General features: G+C 45.9%; 19 protein-coding genes and 1 pseudogene. 3 read left to right on the top strand and 17 right to left on the bottom strand.

The genetic code is table 11. The features are described 5' to 3' along the window. Nucleotides 1-57: 57 nt before the first annotated feature. On the bottom strand, nucleotides 58-2,121 hold the full coding sequence (ftsH, locus tag GPK88_RS00075; RefSeq protein ID WP_173763110.1) for an ATP-dependent zinc metalloprotease FtsH: 2,064 nt from the start codon (nucleotides 2,119-2,121) through the stop codon (nucleotides 58-60). Between the two features lie 175 nt (nucleotides 2,122-2,296). Here ftsH and GPK88_RS00080 point away from each other — a divergent pair, with 175 nt between their 5' ends. Continuing rightward, on the top strand, nucleotides 2,297-3,781 hold the full coding sequence (locus tag GPK88_RS00080; protein ID WP_148448391.1) for a DUF1846 domain-containing protein: 1,485 nt from the start codon (nucleotides 2,297-2,299) through the stop codon (nucleotides 3,779-3,781). A 97-nt stretch (nucleotides 3,782-3,878) separates the two neighbouring features. Here GPK88_RS00080 and GPK88_RS00085 read toward each other — a convergent pair whose 3' ends face one another. The 4 genes from GPK88_RS00085 to GPK88_RS00100 all read right to left on the bottom strand — a co-directional run bounded on the left by GPK88_RS00085 (nucleotide 3,879) and on the right by GPK88_RS00100 (nucleotide 10,886). Next, nucleotides 3,879-6,734, bottom strand: a complete 2,856-nt coding sequence (locus GPK88_RS00085; protein WP_173772418.1) for an AAA family ATPase — start codon at nucleotides 6,732-6,734, stop codon at nucleotides 3,879-3,881. Beyond that, the gene (locus GPK88_RS00090) at nucleotides 6,731-7,879 is read right to left on the bottom strand and encodes an exonuclease SbcCD subunit D (RefSeq protein ID WP_173763112.1); all 1,149 of its coding nucleotides are present in this window, start codon (nucleotides 7,877-7,879) and stop codon (nucleotides 6,731-6,733) included. Before GPK88_RS00090 ends, GPK88_RS00085 begins: the two co-directional genes overlap by 4 nt. Further along, nucleotides 7,876-8,916 carry an aldo/keto reductase gene (locus GPK88_RS00095; protein ID WP_195567122.1) on the bottom strand — a complete coding sequence of 347 codons (1,041 nt, stop codon included), beginning with the start codon at nucleotides 8,914-8,916 and terminating at the stop codon, nucleotides 7,876-7,878. The genes GPK88_RS00090 and GPK88_RS00095 overlap by 4 nt, the downstream gene beginning before the upstream one ends. Nucleotides 8,917-9,089: 173 nt before the next feature. Beyond that, complete coding sequence (locus GPK88_RS00100; protein ID WP_015525941.1) at nucleotides 9,090-10,886, bottom strand: L-fucose isomerase; 1,797 nt, start codon at nucleotides 10,884-10,886, stop codon at nucleotides 9,090-9,092. Nucleotides 10,887-11,137: 251 nt separating this feature from the next. On the opposite strand from GPK88_RS00100, the gene GPK88_RS00105 reads away from it, so the two are divergent. Then, on the top strand, nucleotides 11,138-11,986 hold the full coding sequence (locus GPK88_RS00105) for an AraC family transcriptional regulator (RefSeq protein ID WP_148448398.1): 849 nt from the start codon (nucleotides 11,138-11,140) through the stop codon (nucleotides 11,984-11,986). Nucleotides 11,987-12,489: 503 nt separating this feature from the next. On the opposite strand, the gene recQ is transcribed toward GPK88_RS00105, so the two are convergent. Continuing rightward, nucleotides 12,490-14,322, bottom strand: a complete 1,833-nt coding sequence (gene recQ / locus GPK88_RS00110; RefSeq protein ID WP_215707433.1) for a DNA helicase RecQ — start codon at nucleotides 14,320-14,322, stop codon at nucleotides 12,490-12,492. Between the two features lie 370 nt (nucleotides 14,323-14,692). Between recQ and GPK88_RS00115 the strand changes: the two are divergent. After that, a pseudogene (locus GPK88_RS00115) lies at nucleotides 14,693-15,097 on the top strand (lactaldehyde reductase); the annotation flags it as partial. A gap of 97 nt (nucleotides 15,098-15,194) precedes the next feature. Here GPK88_RS00115 and GPK88_RS00120 read toward each other — a convergent pair. The 11 genes from GPK88_RS00120 to GPK88_RS00170 all read right to left on the bottom strand — a co-directional run bounded on the left by GPK88_RS00120 (nucleotide 15,195) and on the right by GPK88_RS00170 (nucleotide 23,152). Next, nucleotides 15,195-16,394, bottom strand: coding sequence for a cob(I)yrinic acid a,c-diamide adenosyltransferase (locus GPK88_RS00120; protein WP_195567124.1), 1,200 nt, complete (start codon nucleotides 16,392-16,394; stop codon nucleotides 15,195-15,197). 238 nt (nucleotides 16,395-16,632) lie between these two features. Continuing rightward, a complete protein-coding gene (locus GPK88_RS00125) occupies nucleotides 16,633-17,784 on the bottom strand; it encodes a 1-propanol dehydrogenase PduQ (RefSeq protein WP_118752780.1) in 1,152 nt (383 codons plus the stop codon). Nucleotides 17,785-17,920: 136 nt separating this feature from the next. After that, the gene (locus GPK88_RS00130; RefSeq protein WP_195567126.1) at nucleotides 17,921-18,685 is read right to left on the bottom strand and encodes a DeoR/GlpR family DNA-binding transcription regulator; all 765 of its coding nucleotides are present in this window, start codon (nucleotides 18,683-18,685) and stop codon (nucleotides 17,921-17,923) included. Nucleotides 18,686-18,756: 71 nt separating this feature from the next. Continuing rightward, complete coding sequence (locus GPK88_RS00135; RefSeq protein WP_015525948.1) at nucleotides 18,757-19,305, bottom strand: BMC domain-containing protein; 549 nt, start codon at nucleotides 19,303-19,305, stop codon at nucleotides 18,757-18,759. A 16-nt stretch (nucleotides 19,306-19,321) separates the two neighbouring features. Further along, on the bottom strand, nucleotides 19,322-20,650 hold the full coding sequence (locus tag GPK88_RS00140; RefSeq protein ID WP_021977480.1) for a 4Fe-4S dicluster domain-containing protein: 1,329 nt from the start codon (nucleotides 20,648-20,650) through the stop codon (nucleotides 19,322-19,324). Between the two features lie 4 nt (nucleotides 20,651-20,654). Then, nucleotides 20,655-20,921 (bottom strand): EutN/CcmL family microcompartment protein, encoded by a 267-nt coding sequence (locus tag GPK88_RS00145; RefSeq protein ID WP_015525950.1) that lies wholly within the window; start codon nucleotides 20,919-20,921, stop codon nucleotides 20,655-20,657. Between the two features lie 69 nt (nucleotides 20,922-20,990). Next, entirely contained in the window at nucleotides 20,991-21,602 is a 612-nt protein-coding gene (gene pduL / locus GPK88_RS00150; protein WP_370816971.1) for a phosphate propanoyltransferase, read from the bottom strand. A gap of 138 nt (nucleotides 21,603-21,740) precedes the next feature. Next, nucleotides 21,741-22,019, bottom strand: a complete 279-nt coding sequence (locus GPK88_RS00155; protein ID WP_005427721.1) for a BMC domain-containing protein — start codon at nucleotides 22,017-22,019, stop codon at nucleotides 21,741-21,743. 72 nt (nucleotides 22,020-22,091) lie between these two features. Further along, nucleotides 22,092-22,433 carry a BMC domain-containing protein gene (locus tag GPK88_RS00160; RefSeq protein WP_021977483.1) on the bottom strand — a complete coding sequence of 114 codons (342 nt, stop codon included), beginning with the start codon at nucleotides 22,431-22,433 and terminating at the stop codon, nucleotides 22,092-22,094. Nucleotides 22,434-22,476: 43 nt separating this feature from the next. After that, a complete protein-coding gene (gene pduA, locus GPK88_RS00165; protein ID WP_015525952.1) occupies nucleotides 22,477-22,752 on the bottom strand; it encodes a propanediol utilization microcompartment protein PduA in 276 nt (91 codons plus the stop codon). Between the two features lie 85 nt (nucleotides 22,753-22,837). Continuing rightward, nucleotides 22,838-23,152, bottom strand: a complete 315-nt coding sequence (locus GPK88_RS00170; RefSeq protein WP_015525953.1) for a BMC domain-containing protein — start codon at nucleotides 23,150-23,152, stop codon at nucleotides 22,838-22,840. Nucleotides 23,153-23,162: the final 10 nt, after the last annotated feature.

The raw sequence follows: 23,162 nt of genomic DNA on the forward strand, positions 1-23,162 counted from the left end.
TTTACCATCACGGTAATAAGAAAACCGGGATTTCTCCCGGTTTTCCGATGATCTGTTTTATGCCTGTGATCCCGGCTTTTCTTCTGTTTCTGTATGAGTGGCATCTGCTGTCTGAACAGATTCTTCTGTTTCCACAAAGGTGGCCTCTTCCGGGCTATTTGTGATGTCCTGTTTATTGGACACTTCTTTTTCATCCTCAGAAAGTACCAGGTCATCCAGATTCTCCGGAATATCCAGTCCCTGCTGCACTGCACGGAGAATCTTCATAAATTCCTTACCGGTGATGGTTTCCTTACGAATAAGATATTCCGCAATTTTATCCATCTCCGCTCTGTGGCTTCCAAGAATCCTCTTAGCTTCCTCGTAGGAATGATGAAGCAGTTTCATAACCTCATGGTCAATCTCTGTTGCAGTATCATCGCCACAGTTTAAGACTGCTCTTCCGCTTAAGTACTGATTTTCCTGCGTTGCCAGTCCCATCAGCCCGAATTTCTCAGACATACCATACTGTGTGATCATGGCTCTGGCAACCTTGGTCGCCTGCTCAATATCGTTGGCAGCGCCTGTGGTCACTGTGTCAAATACAATTTCCTCTGCGGCACGTCCGCCAAGATAACCTACCAGCATCGCTTCCAGTTCTTTCTTGGTGTTGAGATATTTTTCTTCCTCAGGTACCTGCATAACGTAACCAAGTGCTCCCATGGTACGTGGTACGATGGTAATCTTCTGTACAGGTTCCGCATCTTTCTGAAGAGCATTTACCAGCGCATGGCCTACCTCATGGTAAGATACAATCCGGCGCTCCTGTTTGCTTAAGATGCGGTCTTTCTTTTCTTTACCTACAAGAACTACCTCAACGGATTCTTCCAGGTCTTTCTGGCATACGGCCTTACGGCCTTTCTTGACTGCAAGAATTGCTGCTTCATTGATCATATTGGCAAGATCCGATCCTACTGCACCGGAAGTTGCAAGGGCAATTGCCTCAAAATCAACCGTATCATCCAGAAGTACATTCTTGGCATGTACCTTCAGAATATCCACCCTTCCTTTAAGATCCGGACGGTCAACAATCACACGTCTGTCAAAACGTCCCGGACGGAGAAGCGCCGGATCAAGGACTTCCGGTCTGTTGGTTGCCGCAAGGATCAGAAGACCTTTGGAAGTATCAAAACCATCCATCTCCGCAAGCAGCTGGTTCAGTGTCTGCTCACGTTCGTCATTTCCGCCGCCATAGCGGGAATCACGGCTTTTACCGATGGCATCGATCTCATCAATAAATACGATGCACGGTGCATTCTTCTTGGCTTCCTCAAAAAGATCGCGGACACGGGATGCTCCCACACCCACAAACATCTCCACAAACTCCGATCCGGAAAGGGAGAAGAACGGTACCTGAGCCTCACCGGCAACCGCCTTGGCAAGCAGTGTCTTACCGGTTCCTGGAGGTCCTACAAGAAGTGCGCCTTTTGGAAGTTTGGCTCCGATGGCTGTATATTTCTCAGGATTATGAAGAAAATCCACAACCTCCTGCAGTGATTCCTTGGCCTCATCCTGGCCTGCCACGTCTTTAAAAGTAACTCCTGTTTCTTTCTGAACATAGGCCTTGGCCTTGCTCTTGCCTACACCCATGCCCATGATTCCGCCGCCTTTGTTCATACGGCGCATGGAGAACATCAGAAGGCCAAACAGCAGCAGGGTTGGAAGAACCACGCTTAAGATCATGGCAACAAACTCGCCAAACACATCGGGCGGATCGGTCTCAAACTTGATTCCCTTACCTTCCAGTCTCTTGGTCAGTGCTGTGCTGTCCTCGGTCTTCGTAGTATAATAGCTTTCATCCTCGTACTTGGAGTTCTGCTTCTTAGGTACGATCGTCAGTGTGCTGGACTGGATCGTTACTTCCTTAACCTGGTCCTTATCCACCATATCGATAAATTTATCATAGGAGATCTCACTGCTGTTATCTTTCAGCATGTTGGTAAACAATGCAAAACACACCAGTGTGACCAGGAGGCATATCAGAAAAGCCAGAATCGACTGATGATTTTTACCTGAACCCTGTTTGGGATCTTTGTTATCAGGTTGCTTTCCATCCTGATCATTTTTCAGTTGATTATTCATTTTTTTCCTCCTCTTGTCATTTCTTTATTATAAAGAGAAAAACCGTATAAATCAACCGTGAGATTGTAAAAATACCTGTGAAAAAACACCTCATAGGATATTGCCAGTGAACATTAAATTGTAGTATACTGTTCCCAGTAATTTGGAAAATTAAAGAGGAGAGGAAATCAGACAAATGAAAATAGGTTTTGATAATGAAAAATATCTGAAAATGCAGTCAGAACATATCCGTGAAAGAATCGGTCAGTTCGGCAACAAACTTTATCTTGAATTCGGCGGCAAACTGTTTGACGACTACCATGCATCCCGTGTTCTTCCGGGTTTTGAACCGGACAGCAAGCTCCGCATGCTGATGCAGCTTTCTGATCAGGCGGAGATCGTTATTGTTATCAGTGCCAATGACATTGACAAGAATAAAGTACGCGGCGACCTTGGCATTACCTATGACGAAGACGTTCTCCGTCTTATGGATGAGTTTACAAGCCGTGGCCTGTATGTAGGAAGCGTATGCATCACACAGTACTCCGGCCAGGAAAGCGCCGATCTCTTCAAGAAACGTCTGGAGAAACTGGGTATCCGTGTTTACAAGCTTTACCTGATCCCCGGATATCCAAGCAACACCTCTCTGATCGTAAGTGATGAGGGCTATGGAAAGAATGACTATATTGAAACCACAAGACCTCTGGTTGTGATCACAGCCCCGGGACCTGGAAGCGGAAAGATGGCAACCTGCCTTTCCCAGCTCTATCACGAATACAAACGTGGCGTAAAAGCCGGATATGCGAAATTCGAGACTTTCCCGATCTGGAATCTTCCTCTGAAACATCCGGTAAACCTTGCCTATGAAGCTGCCACTGCAGATCTGAATGACGTCAACATGATCGACCCGTTCCATCTGGAAGCTTACGGCAAAACTACCGTCAACTACAACCGTGACGTAGAAGTTTTCCCTGTTGTACAGGCTATGTTCGAGAAGATCATGGGCAGCTGCCCTTACAAATCTCCGACAGATATGGGCGTTAATATGGCCGGTAACTGCATCGTTGACGATGAAGTATGCCAGGAAGCTTCCCGCCAGGAGATCATCCGCCGTTATTATAAGAGTATGGACGCCCTGGTTTCCGGCTCCGGCACAGAGAATGAAGTACGTAAAATCGAACTTCTCCTTCAGCAGGCCCACGCAGAGATCACTGACCGAAAAGTTGTACCTGCTGCCCTTGAAAAAGAGAAAGCAACCAATGGCCCTGCTGCAGCTATGGAACTTCCGGACGGCAGAATCGTATGCGGAAAAACTTCCGATCTTCTCGGTGCATCCGCAGCTCTCCTTCTGAACGCACTGAAAGAGCTGGCAGGAGTTGACCATGAGCAGCATGTGATCTCCCCGGATGCCATCCATCCGATTCAGCAGCTGAAGACCAAATATCTTGGAAGTAAGAACCCACGTCTTCACATTGACGAGATCCTGATTGCCCTGTCCATGAGTGCCGCAACCAGCGACGCCGCACGCCTTGCCCTGGAGCAGATCCCGAACCTCCGTGGCTGCCAGGCCCATACCTCTGTTATGCTCTCCGATGTGGATGTGATCAGTTTCCGAAAACTCGGCATTGAGCTTACCTGCGAAGCCAAGGCTGAAAAAAAGAAAAAATATCAGAAGGACTGATCTTCTGATATCATAACTCCTATATAATCAAATATATAAACTCCGACCGGGACGATACATAATAATCCCTGTCGGAGTTTTTTCTGTCTTATATCTGCTACTGTATCCGGATGCTACTGCCAACGCCTTTCCCGCTGCACTGTTTCGTGACGATGATCTTGTTTTCGATGCGTTCTTTCAGCTCGGCCACGTGGGAGATGATTCCTACCATGCGGTGTCCGTCTGCCAGGCCGCTTAAGGCTTTGACTGCCTGGGAAAGGGCTTCCTCGTCAAGGGAACCGAAGCCTTCGTCCACAAACATGGAATCCAGGCGTATTCCTCCTGCAGATGCCTGGATTTCATCGGAAAGCCCCAGCGCCAGAGACAGGGAAGCCTGGAAGGTTTCTCCTCCAGAAAGTGTTTTTACGCTTCGCTCTGTTCCGTTATAATGGTCAATGACATTGAGGTCCAGGCCGGCTTTTTCCTTTCGGTTCTCGCTCTGTTCCTGGCGTTTCAGCTCATACTGGCCACTGCTCATAGTCATAAGACGCACATTGGCTCTTCGGAGAATTCTGTCAAAATAGGACATCTGGATATAGGTTTCCAGCTCAATCTTGGCCTTTCCGTTAAGGTTTCCGTTAGCTGTGTCCGAGAGATTTTTTATCCAGACATATTCTTTTTCCGCAGCTGTCATCTCTTCCTTTTGCTTCTGTACCTTCTGGAAAATTTCCCGGTTTCCGCTCTGAATGGAAAAAAGTTCTTTTCTTTTTTCTGTAAGTTCTGCTTTCTGTGCTGTACTTTTTGTATACTGCGCCCGGATCTCTTCTTCGTGAATCTCTCCGATTTCTTTTTGCTGTTCTCTGAGAGTCTTTATAGTGGAAGTTATTCTTTCCTTCTCTGCCTGAAATCTCTCAAAGGTCTCTTTTGCCTTTTTGTGGTTTTCTTTCAGATTTCTGTATTCCTGCTGTTTTTCCTTTATTTCTGTTTCCAGAACTTCTTTTCCTGTTTCCAGATGGATCTGTCTGATTTCTTCCGCCGCATTTTGCTGCTGTTTTTTATTTTCGGCTGCTTTCATCGTAAGACCGGCCTGTTCTCTGTCACAGAAGTTCTTTTTTTCCTGAATCCGATCTTTTTCTTTTTGAAGATTCTCCAGAAGTTTTTCCACAGTTTTCTTTCTTTTTGTGTTTTCCCGGGCTTCCCGGATTTTTCTGTCACTTTCTTCCAGAAGATTTCCGCACTGTTCTTTTTCCCTGTTTATCATAAGAATCATCTGTTTCCACACGGTCATGAAATCCCCTGCCTGACCGGCTGTGCTTCTGCTTTCCTTACGGAACCTCTGAAAATCCTCTAAAAGTTCTTCTGCACTGAGCACAATCTGTTTCCAGGCTGCATTGCTCCGTTCCTTTAATTTTCCGGCTTTCACACTCTGGTCTGTGGAATCCTTTACCAGTTTATCCAGTTCGCGTTTCTCATTGTCCAGTGTTTCCTGAGTAACCGGATGTCCTCCGGACAGCATCTTAGGGTGGGGATGGCTTGTGGAACCGCACACAGGACAGGGCAGACCATTTTTAAGTTCCTGCGCCAGAAGTCCTGCCTGAGCATCCAGAAAACGGTGAAAAATCTGCTGATAGTATTCATTCTGCTGCTTTTCTTCCTGACACGCTGCCTGATACTTTTTCTGCTGTTCTTTTGTTGCGTCATAAAGATTTCGAAATTCCCGGATTTCTGTCTCAAGCCCATTCAGTTCTGTCTTTCTCTGTGTCCGTTTTTCTTTCTCCGTCATTGCTTTCTGAAGGTCAACCTCAGAATTTTCCAATGTGGAACGTTCCTTTTTCAGCTGTTCCATGTCTTTCTGAATCTGCTCTTCCTGCCGGATATTCGCTTCCTTCTGTGCCCTGGATTTTTCCAGCTGTGTACCGATTTCATCCAGTTCTTCCTTAAGTTGTTCCAAAAGCTGATATTTTTTCAGCTGTTCCTCTTTTTCACGGATCAGAAGTCCCAGCTTTTCGCATTTCTGGTCTGTATCCTGATATTTTTCTGCCTCTGCTGTCGCTTTCTCAAGCTCCGGAAGAAGTTTCTTAAGCTGTTCTTCTGCAAAAGTTTCTTTTTGTTCCAGACTTTGTTTCTGTGAGGAAAGATGCAGCAGTTTTTCCATTGTCCGGATCTTTTGATCCACTTCCTGCTCCTCAGTAAAAAGTGCATTCTCCCTGATTTCTCCCTGATTGATAAAATCCTCCAGAAGTTCAAGACTACGCTCCAGTTTTCCTTCGAATTTCACTTTTTTCAGCTCTGCAAATTCCCCGGCTCCGGTTCCTTCCGCCTGCTGAAACTTTACTCCGTCCAGATACTGGGTGATACTGCGGCGCATCTCATCATATTCCTTATATCTGTTCCTTGCCGCATCCTTAAGTTTTTGCTGCACCTGCTGATAAAGCCCTGTGTGAAAAATCTGCCGGAAGATCTCCCCACGCTGCACAGTTCCCGCAAGAAGAAGTTTCTGGAAATCCCCCTGTGCGATCATGGCAATCTGGGTAAACTGTTCATAGTCAAGCCCAAGAAGTTCCTCAACCGCTCTGGTTACATCTCTTGCCTTTGTCACAGGCTGGCGTTCATCTGGATAGGTCAGCTGCGCTTCTGCTTTTCTGAGCGTCAGCCCTGTACCTCTTTTCTTGGGGGCCATATATTCCGGGCTCCGGAAAATCTGATATTTTTTTCCCTGGTAGGAAAACTCAAGCTCCACAAACGTCTCCGTGGCAGTATCCGCATATTTGCTGCGAAACATGGCTGAGTCTCTTACCTGCCCACTGGCCTGTCCATAGAGAGCGAACGTGATTGCATCAAAAATCGTAGTTTTTCCAGCTCCGGTGTCTCCGGTGATCAGATAGAGACCTCCTTCTCCAAGCCTGGAAAAATCAATCTCCGTTTTGTCCGCATAAGGCCCGAAGGCACTAATGGTCAGTTTTTCCGGTCTCATAAGTTCACCTCCAGAATTTTACGGATCAGGTCTTCTGAAAATTTCCGCTGTTCCTCATTCATGGGCTGATTGTTCTGCAGCTCAAAAAATTCCTCAAAATATTCCAGTTCGGATTTCTTTTTTACAGCTTCCGTACCTGTAATTTCCTGATTTTCTCTTGTCCTGCGGTTGTCATATTCCAGCCGCATCAGGTTTGGATAAATCGTCCGGAGTTTCTGCATTCCATCTACAATATCTTCTTCATCTGTCAGTGTAATCTGCACATAATCCTCGGTGTTTGTGTCCTGATAATTAGACAGTGACGTAATCTCCATGTATGTGCCTTTCAGTTTCCGCATATCCCGAAGGGGCTTCAGCGGAATCTCCCGCACTTCCAGATTTCCTTTTTCCAGAAGTTCCACAACGGTCACGGATTTCTGCTGCCCTGACTCGGAAAACGAATACTTCAGTGGGGTTCCACAGTATCGGATTTTCGGACTGCCCACGTTCTGCGGGCTGTGGATATGTCCAAGTGCCACATAATCAAAGTCCGAAAAAACGGACACTTCAATCTGGTCAATTCCTCCCACTGTGATCTCCTCGGAATCACAGCTTACCGCTCCCACTGCAAACTGATGGGCCACTAGAACATTTCTCTTATCTTTTTCAATCTCCATGTGTTCCACTGCTGCCTGCACAGCCTCCTGATAAGTACGGATTTCTTCTGCGCTCTCTTCCCCGGAAAGTGCATGACGTACAACGGAAGGCCGGATGAACGGAAGAAGATGAATCCACACTTCTCCGTAACTGTCCATTAAACAGTACTTTGCTGTTTTTCCATCATATACCGGAGACATGCAGATTCCACTGCTGCTCATAATATGTGCTCCAAAAGCAATCCTCTCTGCGCTGTCATGATTTCCGCCGATGGCATAAACCGGAAGTTTCCGCTTCGCCAGCCTAGTGAGAAAACTGTCAAAAAGCTGCACGGCCTCTGCAGAAGGAACCGGCCTGTCATAAAGATCTCCCGCAAGAAGAATTCCATCCGGTTCCTCTTTATCAATGATTCTCAGGATTTCATCCAGAATATATTTCTGATCTTCAATCATGGAAAATTCATTGACTCTTTTTCCAAGGTGAAGATCGGATAAATGAATCAGTTTCATTGATCACCTCCAGCGCTCACCCAGCCTCCGAACCGTTCCGGCGCAAGATCAATTTCACAGGCATCTATTGCATCTTTTAACTGTGTAAGATTGCTGACACCGGTTACCGGCACTGTCTGGAAAGGCTGATGGAAAAAGTACGCCAGAGATAAGGCCTGCAGGCTGTGTCCGGTTTCTTTCTGTAATTTTAACAGTTTCTGATATGTGCGAAGGTTTGTCTCATTCCAGTAGGCTTTCTTCATGCTTTCGGAAAGATTTGCAATCTGTTTTTCTTTCTCCTGCATCCAGGATGCATCTGTTTCTGCTTCTGTGCAGGAAAGCCCCATTTTCTGAAGTTTCGGGAAAAATCCCATTGCTGTGGATGAAAACGGAATGGATGCCGCACCAGTTTCACAGTGCCACTTAAATTCCTCTCCGGAAAACTCCACAAGTGTGGGATCCGGATTGGTATTTCCCCCGGGATTGATTCCTGCAAGACTCCACTGATTGGAGACTGCTGTGATGCCTGGAAGATTTCGATCTCTCAGACATTTCTCAATTTGTTTCAGTCGCTCTGTACAGTAATTGGAAAATCCGTAATAGCGAATCCTGCCTTCTTTTTTCAGTTCTTCCAGAATATCCACGATCTCTTCCACCGGTTTTTCCGGATCATCTCTGTGAAGCCAATAAAAATCAATCTCATCTTTTCCCAGTGTACGGCAGCTTTCATCCAGATCTGCCCGGATATCCTCCCGGTTCACTCTGCTACGGCCCGGATCTTCAAAAGAATAATGTGCACCTTTGGTAGCCACGATCACTTTTCCTTCCGCCCCGCGGTCTTTCAGCCATTTTCCAATGATCTGCTCACTGCAGTTCCCATGTCCTTCCAGCCATTTGCAGTACACATTGGCTGTATCAATAAAATTTCCACCTGCCCGTATAAAGGCATCCAGAACCTCAAAACTTTTTTCCTGATCCAATTTATCCCCGAATCCTGCTGTCCCAAGGCAAATACGACTGACGTCCAGATCTGTGTTGTTCAGTTGTATATATCTCATTTCAGTAACCTCCCGTATTCTTAATATATCTTTTTATATACCTTTTTCTATTATAACTTTTTTCCCGGAATCCGAACAGTGCGTTTCCTGTGTATCCTTACATTATGGCACAAAAAAATCCCCCGGCACATACATGCCGGAGGATATGATATTTGTTATTTTAACAGTATGATTTATTTGTAGAGTGGTCCGTAGTTCTTGCAAGCGCGGAAGTCTGCACCCTCTTTTTCCATACCGAATGCGTTCCAAGCTGCCGGACGATAGATATCCTTCTCAGGAACGTTGTGCATGGATACCGGAATTCTCAGCATAGAGCACATTGTGATAAGGTCTGCACCGATGTGTCCGTAGGAGATCGCACCGTGGTTAGCACCCCAGTTGTTCATTACATCGTAAGCTGTCTTGAACGGTCCCTCTTTGCCATCGCATCTTGGAGCGAACCATGTACATGGCCATGTGTAGTCTGTACGTTTCCAGAGCTTGTCAGATACTTCTTCCGGAAGGGCTACTGTCCATCCCTCTGCGATCTGAAGAACCGGTCCAAGTCCTTTTACAAGGTTCAGACGGATCATAGTTGCAGGCATCTGAGCACGTGTTTCATAACGGCTGGAGTATCCGCCTCCACGGAAGTATCCGTTGTCGGCCATACACCACTCTGTATTGTCCATGATCGCTTTCTGGTCTGCCTCTGTAACATCCCACCACTGTTTCATAACTGGTGTTCCGTCAGCCTCTTTAGCCTGTCCGTTAGCATCCAGGCAAGCAGCACCGGAGTTGATCAGATGAAGGAATCCGCCAGCTTCTTTGGCAACACCCTCAAGGTCATATCCTGTAGCTTTCTTAACTGCCTCCGGGCTCCAGTATGTACGAACATCAGCGAAGATCTGAGCACGTCCTGTAAGAAGTTTCATGAACAGCATTCCAAGTCCGTTGAGAACATCGTTCTCTGTAGCAAGGATGTACGGCTCACGAGCGCCATTCCAGTCGAAGGATGTGTTCAGCATAGCCTCTGCGAAGTCACCGTTCGGATAGAAGTCTGTCCACTGTCTCTGGCCCTGGAATCCAGCTGCAAGAGCATTGTGTCCGATTGCTTCCTCGGAGAATTCCGGAGCAAGATTATCACAGCCGTTCATCAGCTCTTTGATGATAACTGCCATCTTAACAACAAACTCGAACTGCTCCTCTTTCTTCTCTGGTGAGAACTGAAGCTCTTCCGGGTTCTTGTCCCAGCCGATCTTGCAGGTCTCTTTTGCCCATTTGAGAGCTTTCTCAAACTCTTCGTGATCGTAGATACCCTCGGTCATACGACGGATGATCTCTACCTCATCAACAGACTCAACTCTCATTCCGAGATAGGACTCGATGAAATCAGAATCGATGATAGATCCGCCGATACCCATTGTTACAGAACCGATCTGCAGGTAGGATTTACCTCTCATGGATGCAGCTGCAACTGCTGCACGGCCGAATCTTAACAGTTTCTCTTTAACGTCTTCCGGAATGGATGTGTCGTCAGCTTCCTGAACGTCATGTCCGTAGATACCGAATGCCGGAAGGCCCTTCTGTGCATGTGTAGCAAGAACGGATGCCAGATATACAGCACCAGGTCTCTCTGTTCCGTTGAATCCCCATACAGCCTTGATGGTCTGTGGATCCATATCCATTGTCTCAGCTCCGTAGCACCAGCATGGTGTAACAGTAAGAGTGATATCTACACCCTCTTTACGGAATTTATCAGCACATGCAGCGCTCTCACCAACACGTCCGATGGTTGTATCAGCGATAACAACTTTTACAGGCTCACCGTTTGAATATTTCAGGTTCTCCTCGAAAAGTTTTGCTGCGGATTTCGCCATGTTCATGGTCTGGTCTTCCAGAGATCCTCTTACATCGAGAGCTCCTCTACGTCCATCGATGGTTGGTCTGATACCGATAACTGGATAGCTGCCTACTAATCTGCTCTTTGCCATAGTAACAATTACCTCCTACATGTATATATTCGTTATTTAATAAACTTGTTTCTTTCCACAAAGCATCTCTTCCTGCCCTGCGGCTGTGGGTTGTGTTCAGACAATATATAATATATATCTGACCGATGATTTTATTATACGATTGCATCTTGTAAATTACTTGTGTTATAATAGCAAAAAACAGTACAATATTCACTTTATTATTCCAGTTCCTAAAAAATCTATAAAATTTATGAAAGAAGGGTTTTATTTTGCACGATCTTGGAAGAAACGAAGACCGGCTTCGTGGTACCTATGAATTTCCTTTTGAGTTTCATCATATTGACAGTACGCATCCCCGTTATGTCATGTCCTACCACTGGCATGTGGAGTGTGAAATCATGCGGGTACTTCAGGGCACTCTCACCGTCACTTTAGACGAAAAAAGTTTCACAGCAAAAGCCGGAGATGTAATTTTTGTCAACAGCGGCGTGCTGCATTCCGGAATTCCTCAGGATTGTATCTATCAGTGCATTGTTTTTGACATGAACATGTTTTTGAAATTCAATTCTGTCTGCACGGAATATATGCAGAAAATCAGCCATCAGGAACTTCTGATCTATCATCATTTTACCGAAAAACAGCCGGATATCCAACGCGCCGTAAACTCTCTTTTTGATTCTTTCTGGCAGAAGAAACCTGGATACGAACTGGTTGTGTTTGGACAATTTTACCACTTTTTCGGATTGGTTTTTGGTAATCATTACTACCTGGAAAGTCTGAGGAAAACACGCCGGGATTACAAACGGATTGTACAGCTGAAACAGGTGGTGGAATTTATTGAAAAAAACTACACCAATCCTATTACTTTGCAGGAACTTTCCGCTTCAGTTTCCATGTCCCCGAAATATTTCTGCCGGTTCTTTTCCGAGATGACTCATCAGACTCCCATGGATTACCTGAACCGCCAGCGGATTGAACAGGCCTGCTGCCAGCTGGCAACCACGGACGATTCCATCACGGAAATCGCCTACCGAAACGGTTTCAATGACCTGAGCTATTTTATCCGCACCTTCAAAAAATATAAAGGAGTTACTCCTGGAAAATATAAGCGCCGTTAACTCCACCCACGACAAAAAGCAGGATTTCGCATATTTACGAATACCCTGCTTTTTTATTAAGAACCAACTATGTACAAACAGCGGACCGGCTGCTTCGAACTGCTTCCCGACTGTCCTTCGGGCTATGTCCATGTGATAAGAATACATGCTTCTCTTCTGTATGGGAAAAAAGCCGGCAGGAGCAGGTTTTCTGCATGAAAAAGCCGACGCAGATTGTGTGAAATTCTGTCTTAATCAATTCTCGTCAAGTGGATATTCGCAATCCGCACTTGCTACTTGCTCAAATATTGAAGGGATTCCACGGTGCATAGAACTCTGCTTGCGAAATGCCTGTACGCTGCATCTGGAACATGCAGCAGAATGATCATACATGATAAAACAATCCGGCCGCTTCCTGGCTGCCGGATGTTTCCTGCTTGTTTTATTCTAACAAATGCCTCTTTGAAATGCAAGAAATTTCAGAACATTTCGCTCTGCATTTTCCGACGGCAAAATCCTCTTTCTTACAGATTCTGCACCGCATCAATAAACCTTTTTCCGTATTTTTCGAACTTATGCCTGCCGACTCCTGTCACATCTAACATTTCCGCCTCATTTTCCGGTTTCAGAATACACATATGGATAAGAGTTTTGTCGGAAAAGACCATGTACGGAGGGATTTTTTCTTCTCTGGCAATCTCCGTCCGAAGCGCACGCAGTTTCTGAAACAGCGGCTCGTCCTGCTCCTTAAGCTCACCAGCTGTACTGGATTTCCGTCGTCTGACTTTCTTTTCCTTCTTCTGCAGCTCCTGCGCCTTAGGCATCTTCATAGTTAACATGCTTCCCTTTTCCAGAAGATCCCGGGATGTGGAAGTCAGTTTTACAATCGTATATCCGTCGTCTGTCAGAGAAAGATATTCTTCCAGCACCAGATAATTAAAAATCTGCCGCAGCCTGTACACCGGCGTTTTTGCACAGACACTATAAAAAGAATTTTCCTCCATGTGATACTGCCGGATCTTGGCTGTGGATGCTCCCCGCAGCGTATCCAGAATCACATTGACTCCATACCTCTGTCCGCTTTCTTTCACGCATTGTACCATAGCCTGTGCTTCCTCTGTCACATCCTGTTCTTCGAATTCTGTCTGGCAGTTCAGACAGTTTCCACAGTAACTTTTTCCATATTCGCCAAAATATTTCAGGATATATTCCCGCAGACAGTCATGGGTAAAACAGTAAAACGTCATCTGCTTCAGCCGTTCCTGATCCCGATCCCGGACAAGGCGCCAGGTTTCCATATCCATCTCCTGATTATCCTGACCACGCTCGATCAGGTACTGGTTGGTCACAACATCCTTTCCACTGTAGAGCAGGATACACTCCGCCGGATCTCCGTCACGGCCCGCGCGTCCTGCCTCCTGATAATAGCCCTCCATGTTCTTTGGCATATTATAATGAATGACATATCGCACATCCGATTTGTCAATTCCCATACCAAAAGCATTCGTCGCTACCATCACATGGCAGCGGTCATAGATAAAATCATCCTGGTTGTTCCGTCGCTCCTCATCGGAGAGCCCGGCATGATATCTGGTGGCAGTGATTCCGTCCTGAATCAGTTTTCCGCAGACTTCTTCCACCAGTTTTCTGGTAAGACAGTAGATAATTCCACTGTCATCGGGATGTTCCAGTATGTAGTCGTGTACTTCCTTGTATTTATCTTTCGGGGTTTTTACCGCAAAATACAGATTTTCCCTGTCGAATCCTGTCGTGGTGCAAAAAGGGTCACGTAGGTTCAGAAGTCTCGCAATGTCTTCTCTTACTTCTTTCGTCGCCGTAGCTGTAAAAGCGCCAATCACCGGACGCTTTGGTAGCTGCGCCACAAACTCCGCAATTTTCAGATAGCTGGGGCGGAAATCCTGTCCCCACTGAGATACACAGTGTGCCTCATCCACCGCAATCATGAATATATCCGCACTCAGCGCAAAATCCAGAAACGCCTCTGTGGTAAGCCGTTCCGGTGCCACATAGATAATTGGGTAACGTCCTGCTTTTGCATAGCGCAAAGCGGTAAAATACTGTCCCTGTGTCAGGGAACTGTTGAGATAAGCCGCTGAGATTCCCGCCTGGTTCAGACTCCGCACCTGATCTTTCATAAGCGAAATCAGAGGCGAAATTACCAGTGTAATCCCTTTCATCATCAGTGCCGGTACCTGATAGCAGATGGATTTTCCCGCTCCTGTAGGCATCACGGCCAAGACATCTTTTCCTGCAAGAAGCGCATCGATCACTGCTTCCTGCCCTTCTCTGAAAGTATCATACCCAAAGTGGGTCTTTAAAAGTTCCTGTTTCGTCATAAATCGACATGATCCTTTCTTTAATCAAATAACTGCTGTTTTCTGAATGTTTTATTTTAACATATTTTTAAAGTGATTTCCAATTTATGTGTCATTGTTACTGTTTACTTTGTGACTGGCAACGTCTTTATTTTCTGCCTGTCCGTTGACAAATTCCCCATTCTCTTTTAACATGGGATTTATCCGGTTTGGCAGATGGATAAACCTGTTTTATCTGCCGGCCACACACAAAATGAACGAGGAATCTGAAATGGATGAAAAAATCACTCAGGAACCACTGACGAAAAGTAATAAAACCAAATACCGTCTGGCAAAATCCATGAAAAAATGTATGCAGTCTTCTTCTGTGGAGAGCATCACAGTAAAGCAGATCGCAGGTATGGGATTCTCCAATGTAGGTCTTGGCATTGCCCATTCCATGGCTCATACTCTGGGTGCTGTTTATGATACACCTCATGGTGTTGCATGCGCTATGATGCTTCCGATCGTTATGGAATACAACCAGGAATGCACTGGCGAAAAATATCGTGAGATCGCACGTGCAATGGGTGTTAAAAATGTAGACTCCATGACCCAGGAAGAATACAGAAAAGCTGCTATTGATGCAGTTAAAAAACTTTCTGTTGATGTTGGAATCCCGACAAAACTGGAAGCTATCAAAGAAGAAGATCTTCAGTTTCTGGCAGAATCCGCATATGCAGATGCATGTGCACCTGGAAACCCGAAAGATGCAAGCGTTGAAGACCTGAAAGCTCTCTTCAGAAAGATTATGTAATCCTAATCTTTCTAAACAAAAAAGAACAGGTTATGAATGAATGGCGTTCATAACCTGTTTTTCTTTTCTTTATTGTCATGTATTTAATTCTTTACTTTCAGAGTACTTCATTCAGAATCTGCAGTCCATATTCTGCAAGACTGTTGTCCTCTTCGCCAGTACCACCACTGATGCCAAGGCCGCCGATAATGGTGTCTCCGACTTTCAGCGGTACGCCGCCTCCGAATATTACGATATTGTCGCTCATCTTGCCAAGACCATAGAATGTCTGGCCTGGCTGTGTCAGTCTGGAAAGCTCCATGGTTGACATCTTCACGGCAACGGATGTATAAGCCTTTTTTACAGCCATATCAAAACTTACAAGAAAAGATCCGTCCATCACATGAACCGCAACCGGATTTCCGTCCGGACTGCATACCGCAATTACAGAAGGCTTGTTTCTTTTCAGGGCTTCCTGCTCGATCTTCTCGATCAGACGTTTGGCAGAATCCAGTGTGATACGACCCTGGATCCCCATGCGCTTCAGCACTTCCTGGATCATCGCTGTGCTTGCCGCCATACTGTCATTCTGTGCCATCGCTGTATTTCCTCCTGCTGTTGTCACCACAGACACATTTTCCTGTGTATTCTGAGCCTGCATCAATGTATTCTGCTGTATCTGCTCTGTCTGTGGTTCTGCTGTACCTGCTGCAACATTCGCATTATTTTCAACAGTTCCTGCAACTTCTTTCTCAGTATTTTCTGATCCGGCAGCTCCCTGAACACGTTCAAAAACTTCTGTTTTCTTCTCTTTGATCTTCGCCGCATCCACATACCTTGCCAGCACATAAAAATAATCTGACAGCCGGTTCATATATTTCTTGGCTCCGGTATCCGATCCGAACTTCACGCTGACCAGTGCGAGCTCTCTCTCAGCCCTCCGGGCCACAGCTCTTGTCACATCAATCTCAGCCGCAACTCTGGAATCTCCCGGAAGAATCGGAAGTCTTTCTCCGAAAAAAATTTCTTTCATTCGGCCAATCTCTTCCTCCAAAAGCTCCGTCCGGTCTTCACTGACCTTAAATTCTCTGTTATAAGGATCAGAAACCCCATCCGTAATCTTCTTCAGAGTCTCCGAAATCTTCTCCAGCATCCGGACAATATCCCCGTCACCAATCAGAGCCCTGACAAGCCCAATATGACTCAACAGCTCCTCAATAGACCCCATCAGACAGATACGGTCATCCGACTTGGAAACATTCTTCGTATGGGAAAGATCCGTCATTCCCTTATCACCATACCCGGTATAAACCTCCATCACCGCTCAACCTCCCAGTAAATCCTGATAATAAACACTTATCTATATCAGGCCACTTTTACAATACTCAACAATACTACGATTGAATACCATATCGGCACAACATCACGCCCGGAACAAACCAAGCATACAGGCACAAGTCAATAACCTTCCGCCCGCCACAGTCAAGCACTCTAAAAAAAGCCCGAAGGGTGTGCAGAGGGTCCGGGGCTTCGGACCCTTTGCGATTTTTCTTTTATCAAAAAGACCAAAGTTTAGTATAAATTTTGATTATATCCTCTTTCTTTGGTACACGCGGATTCGCTGCCGTGCAGGCATCCGCAAGAGCCATATCCGCCATCTTATCAACCGCTGCAAAATAAGCATCCGGTGTGATCGTCTTCATCTCTTCGATGGTAAGCGGGATATTCATCTCTTTCTGCATAAACTGAATCCAGTTTACAAGAGATCTGACACTCATAACTTCGTTATAATTGCTCAGTCCAAGAAGATGTGCAATATTGGAATATCTCTTTACTGCCGGAAGATATTCTTTCTGACTTCTGCTGCGTTTGTTGATATTTGCATTATATTCAACAATATGCGGCAACAGCATCGCATTAGCTCTTCCGTGAGGAATATGGAAAATAGCACCCAGCTGATGAGCCATACTGTGAGTAATTCCAAGACCTGCTGCATTGAAGGAAAGTCCTGCCAGACAGGACGCTACATGCATCTTCTGTCTTGCATGCATATCATTACCGTCAACATATGCACGATAAAGATATACGCCACAGATCTCGATTGCTTTCTCTGCAAGTGCAGATGTAAACTCATTATGGTTGATGCTGACATAAGACTCAATTGCATGAGTCAGAACATCCATACCTGTATCTGCTGTAATCGCAGGCGGAACACTACGTACAAGCTCCGCATCCAGAATTGCCTCATCAGCGGTCAGGCTGTCTGAGATCAGCGGATACTTCACATGTGCTTCTGTATCATTTACAACTGCAAAAGAAGTAACCTCGGAACCGGTACCACTTGTTGTAGGAATGGCAACCAGTCCGACTTTTCCGTAATTATTGATCTTCAGGGCAAACTCACGGATTGCCTTGGAAGAGTCGATGGCAGAACCACCACCTACTGCAACAATAGCTTCCGGCTGATACTGAAGGAATTTCTTAACTCCTTCGGCAATTTTTCCAACCGGTGCATCCGGAACAACATCACAGAAAATATCAAATTCTTTTCCACCTGCCTGAAGCGGTTTTGTGATCATATCGATCATTCCGCTTTTTACAACAAACGGGTCTGTGATAACAAGGACTCTTTTGTATGGAATTTCTTTCAGTCTTCCCAGGGCATCAGCTCCAAAATGGATGGCTGTTTTCATTTCAAATGTATTCATAGAAACTGCTCCCTCTCGTCATACCGGAACACAGGTCTCTTTTGTCTGCCTGTGGCCGGATAAAGTAAAGCGGATCTCCGCATTCCGCATACACTGCATGCTCATGAACACAATCGTTTTCCGATATATGTCCAACCTATTTCGGGTAGATGCATTCGATCTTATGCGCGCTGAAATGGTTCAGCCACTTTTCAGACGGTTTTTTGTCTGTGATGACCGTCTCGATATCCCGCAGCTGTCCTGCCACGGAAAAAGCAGTTTGATCAAATTTTGTGCTGTCTACCACCAGAATACGCATTTTTCCGGAATTGATCATGGCTTTTTTTGTTGTTCCAAAGGCTTCTTTGGATTCCATGATCCCCATATCCTCGTTTAATGCCTTACAGGAAAAGATCACCTTGTCCACATAATAAGAACGGATCACTTCTTCGGTTCTGGCACCAAGAAATGCAAGATACCCTTCCTTCATCACTCCACCGGTGGAAATAATATTCCAGCCGGATACATCCGAGAGCTCCAGAAGGATCTCCATAGAATTGGTAACAACGGTGAGACGTTCTTTTTCTTTCAGCGCCTTGGCCACAAAAACTGCCGTTGTGCTGGCATCCAGAAAAATGTGATCTCCGTCATTCACCATGGAAGCAGCAATCTCCGCCATTTTCTGCTTTCCCTGTACATTCTGGTTTTTACGAACATTAAATGGTAAATCAATACCGACATCTTCGTTGATCACCGCACCGCCATAACTCTTTGTGGCAAGTCCCTCTTTTTCCAGCTTGTCCAGATCACGGCGGATGGTTTCTTCTGAGACACTGTAAAGCTGGCTTAGTTCACTTACAACAACCCTTTTCTCTTCCTGTAATTTCTCGAGAATCAGATTTCTTCTCTCTAATGCTAGCATAAGATGCCTCCTTTTCAGATGTCATTGCAGGGATACCCTTCAAAAAGGATATCCCGTTATCATAGACAATATTAAAGGATCGTATCGATCATTCTCTTGTCCGGATGAGCGATTACTGAGGAATCCATGTACATTCCTTTTTCAGCTACCAGCTCTTTTGCTCTCTCAATGGAAGCCTCTACTGCAGAAACCTCACCTGTAAGAAGCATGTAGGATTTACCGCACATACCTTTTGCGATACGAAGCTCGATCAGATCAACGATTGCTGTCTTTGCAGCCTGATCTGCTGCCTCGATGATAGATGCTGCATCGTAGGTCTCCAGGATTCCCAGGGCACTGATCTCCTCAACCTGTGTGGTTCCGTAGATTGCCGGGAAAATGGACTCATGCGGATTGCCCAGTACAAAACTGTCAATGCATTTATCCTCGTATGTTGTTACTGCTGTGTCTACAGCAGCTTTCACTGCGCTTAAATCTCCGGTGATAATTGCAATATATTTTCCCGGACATACTGTCTGCGCCTCCACGATCTCTACTTCAGATGTCTTAACCATGGCATCTGCTGCAGTGATACCAGCTGGTGTGGTTTTAAACTCAATCATTCCGATTGCTCTACTCATTTTGTGCACGTCCTTTCTAATTTCTTGCAATTACAACATGGCGGTCTGTTACTTCTGTAACTTTTCCGCTGATCGTTGCATGGATTCCGACACTTAATCCCTGTGCAGGCTGTGCGATCATCTGACCTTCTGTTACCATATCGCCTACATTTACGATTGCCTGTGCCGGTGCACCAATATGCTGGCTTAAGAGAACTTTTACCTTGGATACATTTACAAGCTCTTCCTGAAGCGGTGCATCCTTGTCATATCTGGTAAGTCCCAGACGTGCCATCAGGCGCTCCTCAGGAACCTTGCGGTATTCTCTTGACTCCTGTACCGGTTTCGGCTGAACACCCTGAGGTGGTCTGATTCCGGCTTTACGAAGTCCGCCTTTCATATCTGCAAGCAGTGTTCTCGGAGCCAGGCTCTGCGGACACGCATACATCTCGCAGACACCACAGGAGCTGCAGAATGCAGAATTGATATAAGGATTTACATTTCTGAAATCCTGGTTTGATGCTGCCATCATGAACATTGCCGGATCGATCGGATGTCCCAGATTATGTCTCGGGCAAAGATCTGTACATGTGTGGCAGTGGCAGCAGATGGATGCTGCTCTCTTTAAATCTATGGAAGAAGTCCGCTGCTTCTTCATGACAATAACATGGTCCTTGGGAAGAACCAGGATTGCATTCGTTGTTTTTGTAACCGGATCAGAACCATTTCCGATACGTCCCATCATCGGGCCGCCTACGAAATATACTGGATCTTTCACAGTTGTTCCGCCTGCCTGGGCAACAACCTCTTCCAGTGTACATCCTAACGGAACTTTCACTGTAACAGGGTTCTCAACCTCTGCAACAACGGAAACATATTTGCTTGTGACCGGTTTGTGTTCTTCTACCGCGCGATATACATTGTAAAGTGTCTCTACATTGAATACGGCTACTCCCTGCTCAATAGGCAGTCCTCCTGGCCGTACCACGCGTCCGGTTGCCTCATAAATAAGAACAACCTCATCACCCATCGGATAAACCTCATCCAGAAGATGGATCTTAACCCTTGGGAATTCTTCGATATGCTGATTTAAGGCATTGATTGTCTGTACATAAGATTTTTTGATTCCGATGATGGCCTGGGAAGCTCCTACCGTCTCCGCAACCATATCGAATGTTTTCATGATCTCATATGCGTGCTTTTCCAACAACTGTCTGTGAAGTTTCAGTAATGGTTCGCACTCTGCACAGTTCATAAGAATGGTATCCGCTTTGTCTGTCAGTTTCATGTATGTAGGGAAACCTGCACCACCTGCTCCGACAACACCATTCTCCTGCATAATTTTCTGTAATTCTTTGATATCCATGGCGTTACTCCAATCCTGCACCGTCATCTACGATTCCGACGATTGCGGCATCTACCGGTGCTGTTTCTACGCCGCAGCCTATTCTTGCTGCGCTTCCTTGTGCCACCAATACATACTCGCCGATTCCCGCACCGATGATATCGATGGCAACAATCTGGCTGTGCTCGGCTTTCATATGATGCACCGGCTCTACAATCATGAATTTATTTCCTATCAGTTTTTCACTTTTTCGTGTGGAAACAATGCTTCCAACTACTTTGCCTACGATCATATGAGCCTCCGTTTTTCTCCATATCCTCTGTTAGGGATGCCAGAAAGTGGCATCCCCAAAGGAGGAATATTATTTGATTATGGTAACTGTATTGCCTGTGGCAATTCTTGCTGCATTTGCTTCATCTGTATCAATATGCATTTCCAGTGTAAAGCTGTCATCTACACGGATCTTAACCTGATTAAAGATTGTTCCGCGCTCATTGTCCGCTTTAACAGAAACAATATCACCATCATGTACACCCGCAGCCTGGGCATCCTTCGGAGCCATATGAATGTGACGCATGGCCACAATACATCCCTCTTTCAGATAAATAGCACCTTTCGGTCCGACAATGGCGATCGGCGCGCTTCCGGCAAGGTCACCGGACATACGTACCGGAACCTTCATTCCCAGCTTGATCGCATCTGTTGCGGAAACCTCAACCTGAGATTTGCTGCGGACAGGTCCGAGGATTCTTACATTCTCGATCGCACGGAGCTTCAGTCCTACGATGGTAACTGTTTCATTGGATGCAAACTGTCCGCCCATCAGATCTTTTTTCTTGGTAAGCTGATAGCCTTCTCCGAACAGTGCCTCCACATGCTCCTGTGTCAGGTGAATATGTCTTGCGGAAACTCCGATAGGTACAACAAAACCATTGCCCTTGTCTTCGTTTTTGTTGATCGCATCGATCACCATTTTTGTGATCATTTCAATATTATTCGTTTCCAAGAGTACACCTGCTTTCTTTCGGTCTCATAACTGAAAACTGAAAAGCACCGGCCAGAAGCCTTAATGGCCCTTCGGCCGGTGCGTATCAGTAAGAATCAGTTGAAATTATTTAAGAACCGGAAGGATTTTCTCAACATCTGTATGAGGTCTCGGGATTACGTGTGTAGCTACAAGCTCTCCAAGTCTGGATGCTGCTGCGCTTCCGCTCTCTACTGCAGATTTAACTGCTCCTACATCTCCACGAACCATAACAGTTACAAGACCGGAACCGATCTTCTCTGTTCCTACAAGTGCAACGTTAGCTGCCTTGCACATCTGGTCAGCTGCCTCGATAGCTGCTGTAAGTCCTCTTGTCTCAACCATTCCTAATGCTTCCTGTGTCATGATTATATCCTCCTTATGGATTGCTAATGCTTTATTTGTTCTGTTTACTTCTGACTTTTTTGGTGCAGCAGTTTATTTTTCGCTGCTGTTTTTGCTTTCCAGTGCTGTTTCCGGATTCTCTTGCTGTTTCTTTTTCCACCGGCTTGCACTCAGCTCAACCAGTTTGACGATTTCCTCGTGAGGATTGGCAATTACTGCATAGCTGGCAGGTTTCTTGATTGCCTGCTCTACTGCCGCATTGACAGCTGCTGTAACTGCTGATACATCGCCTTGTACGATCAGGGTCACCAGTCGTCCGCCCAGCTTACGCTCCCATGACGCCAGCTCAACGTCTGCCGTTTTGCACATGATGTCCAGGGCATTGATTGCCGCAACCACACCAGTGATTTCTATAAATCCATATGATTTTCCCATGAGCGAACTCCTTAATTAATTTCTGTTCCTCTCAAAGCCTGAATTAGAGCTTCGGAAGAATTTTCTCTACGTCTGTATGAGGTCTCGGGATTACGTGTGTAGCTACGAGCTCTCCAAGTCTGGATGCTGCTGCGCTTCCGCTCTCTACTGCTGCTTTTACAGCGCCTACGTCTCCACGAACCATAACAGTTACAAGACCGGAACCGATCTTCTCTGTTCCTACAAGTGCAACCTCAGCTGCTTTTGTCATTGCATCTGCTGCCTCGATTGCAGCTGTGAGGCCTCTTGTCTCAACCATTCCTAATGCTTCCTGTGCCATGATTCTATCCTCCTGAATCTTATCTTCGTTACATTTTTATCATATATGATTCCGCCACTTTTGTAAAGTGAACTTCGGAATCCTCTTAATCTTTATCCAGGGCGCTGATCTTCAGCATTTTCTGTGTACCTGGTTCCGGGTTGGGGATTATGTAATGCTGTACCACACCTGTCATGCTCTCTGCGACTTTCATGCCGGCTTCTACCGCTGCCGTGACATCTGACACGCTTCCGCGGTACTTGATGCAGACAAGAAGCGGTACTGGCAGGCTGTCCGCATTCGCCGGTTTATTCTTATCGAATACCTCCAGGTGGACATTTGCAGCCTTGCACCCGGCGTCAGCTGCCACAAAGGCTGTTGCAAGTCCGAAGACCTCCAGAATTCCTACAGCTTCTGCCATGTTGCTTCTC

It is taken from the genome of Blautia sp. MCC269, from assembly GCF_018785655.1.
GTDB lineage: Bacteria > Bacillota > Clostridia > Lachnospirales > Lachnospiraceae > Blautia_A.

Coding starts and splice junctions, on each gene's coding strand:
- ftsH (WP_173763110.1), bottom strand. CDS start 2,121: ATGAATAATCAACTGAAAAATGATCAGGATGGAAAGCAACCTGATAAC.
- GPK88_RS00080 (WP_148448391.1), top strand. CDS start 2,297: ATGAAAATAGGTTTTGATAATGAAAAATATCTGAAAATGCAGTCAGAA.
- GPK88_RS00085 (WP_173772418.1), bottom strand. CDS start 6,734: ATGAGACCGGAAAAACTGACCATTAGTGCCTTCGGGCCTTATGCGGAC.
- GPK88_RS00090 (WP_173763112.1), bottom strand. CDS start 7,879: ATGAAACTGATTCATTTATCCGATCTTCACCTTGGAAAAAGAGTCAAT.
- GPK88_RS00095 (WP_195567122.1), bottom strand. CDS start 8,916: ATGAGATATATACAACTGAACAACACAGATCTGGACGTCAGTCGTATT.
- GPK88_RS00100 (WP_015525941.1), bottom strand. CDS start 10,886: ATGGCAAAGAGCAGATTAGTAGGCAGCTATCCAGTTATCGGTATCAGA.
- recQ (WP_215707433.1), bottom strand. CDS start 14,322: ATGACGAAACAGGAACTTTTAAAGACCCACTTTGGGTATGATACTTTC.
- GPK88_RS00120 (WP_195567124.1), bottom strand. CDS start 16,394: ATGGAGGTTTATACCGGGTATGGTGATAAGGGAATGACGGATCTTTCC.
- GPK88_RS00125 (WP_118752780.1), bottom strand. CDS start 17,784: ATGAATACATTTGAAATGAAAACAGCCATCCATTTTGGAGCTGATGCC.
- GPK88_RS00130 (WP_195567126.1), bottom strand. CDS start 18,685: ATGCTAGCATTAGAGAGAAGAAATCTGATTCTCGAGAAATTACAGGAA.
- GPK88_RS00135 (WP_015525948.1), bottom strand. CDS start 19,305: ATGAGTAGAGCAATCGGAATGATTGAGTTTAAAACCACACCAGCTGGT.
- GPK88_RS00140 (WP_021977480.1), bottom strand. CDS start 20,650: ATGGATATCAAAGAATTACAGAAAATTATGCAGGAGAATGGTGTTGTC.
- GPK88_RS00145 (WP_015525950.1), bottom strand. CDS start 20,921: ATGATCGTAGGCAAAGTAGTTGGAAGCATTGTTTCCACACGAAAAAGT.
- pduL (WP_370816971.1), bottom strand. CDS start 21,602: ATGGTGATCGATGCGATCAACAAAAACGAAGACAAGGGCAATGGTTTT.
- GPK88_RS00155 (WP_005427721.1), bottom strand. CDS start 22,019: ATGACACAGGAAGCATTAGGAATGGTTGAGACAAGAGGACTTACAGCA.
- GPK88_RS00160 (WP_021977483.1), bottom strand. CDS start 22,433: ATGGGAAAATCATATGGATTTATAGAAATCACTGGTGTGGTTGCGGCA.
- pduA (WP_015525952.1), bottom strand. CDS start 22,752: ATGGCACAGGAAGCATTAGGAATGGTTGAGACAAGAGGCCTCACAGCT.
- GPK88_RS00170 (WP_015525953.1), bottom strand. CDS start 23,152: ATGGCAGAAGCTGTAGGAATTCTGGAGGTCTTCGGACTTGCAACAGCC.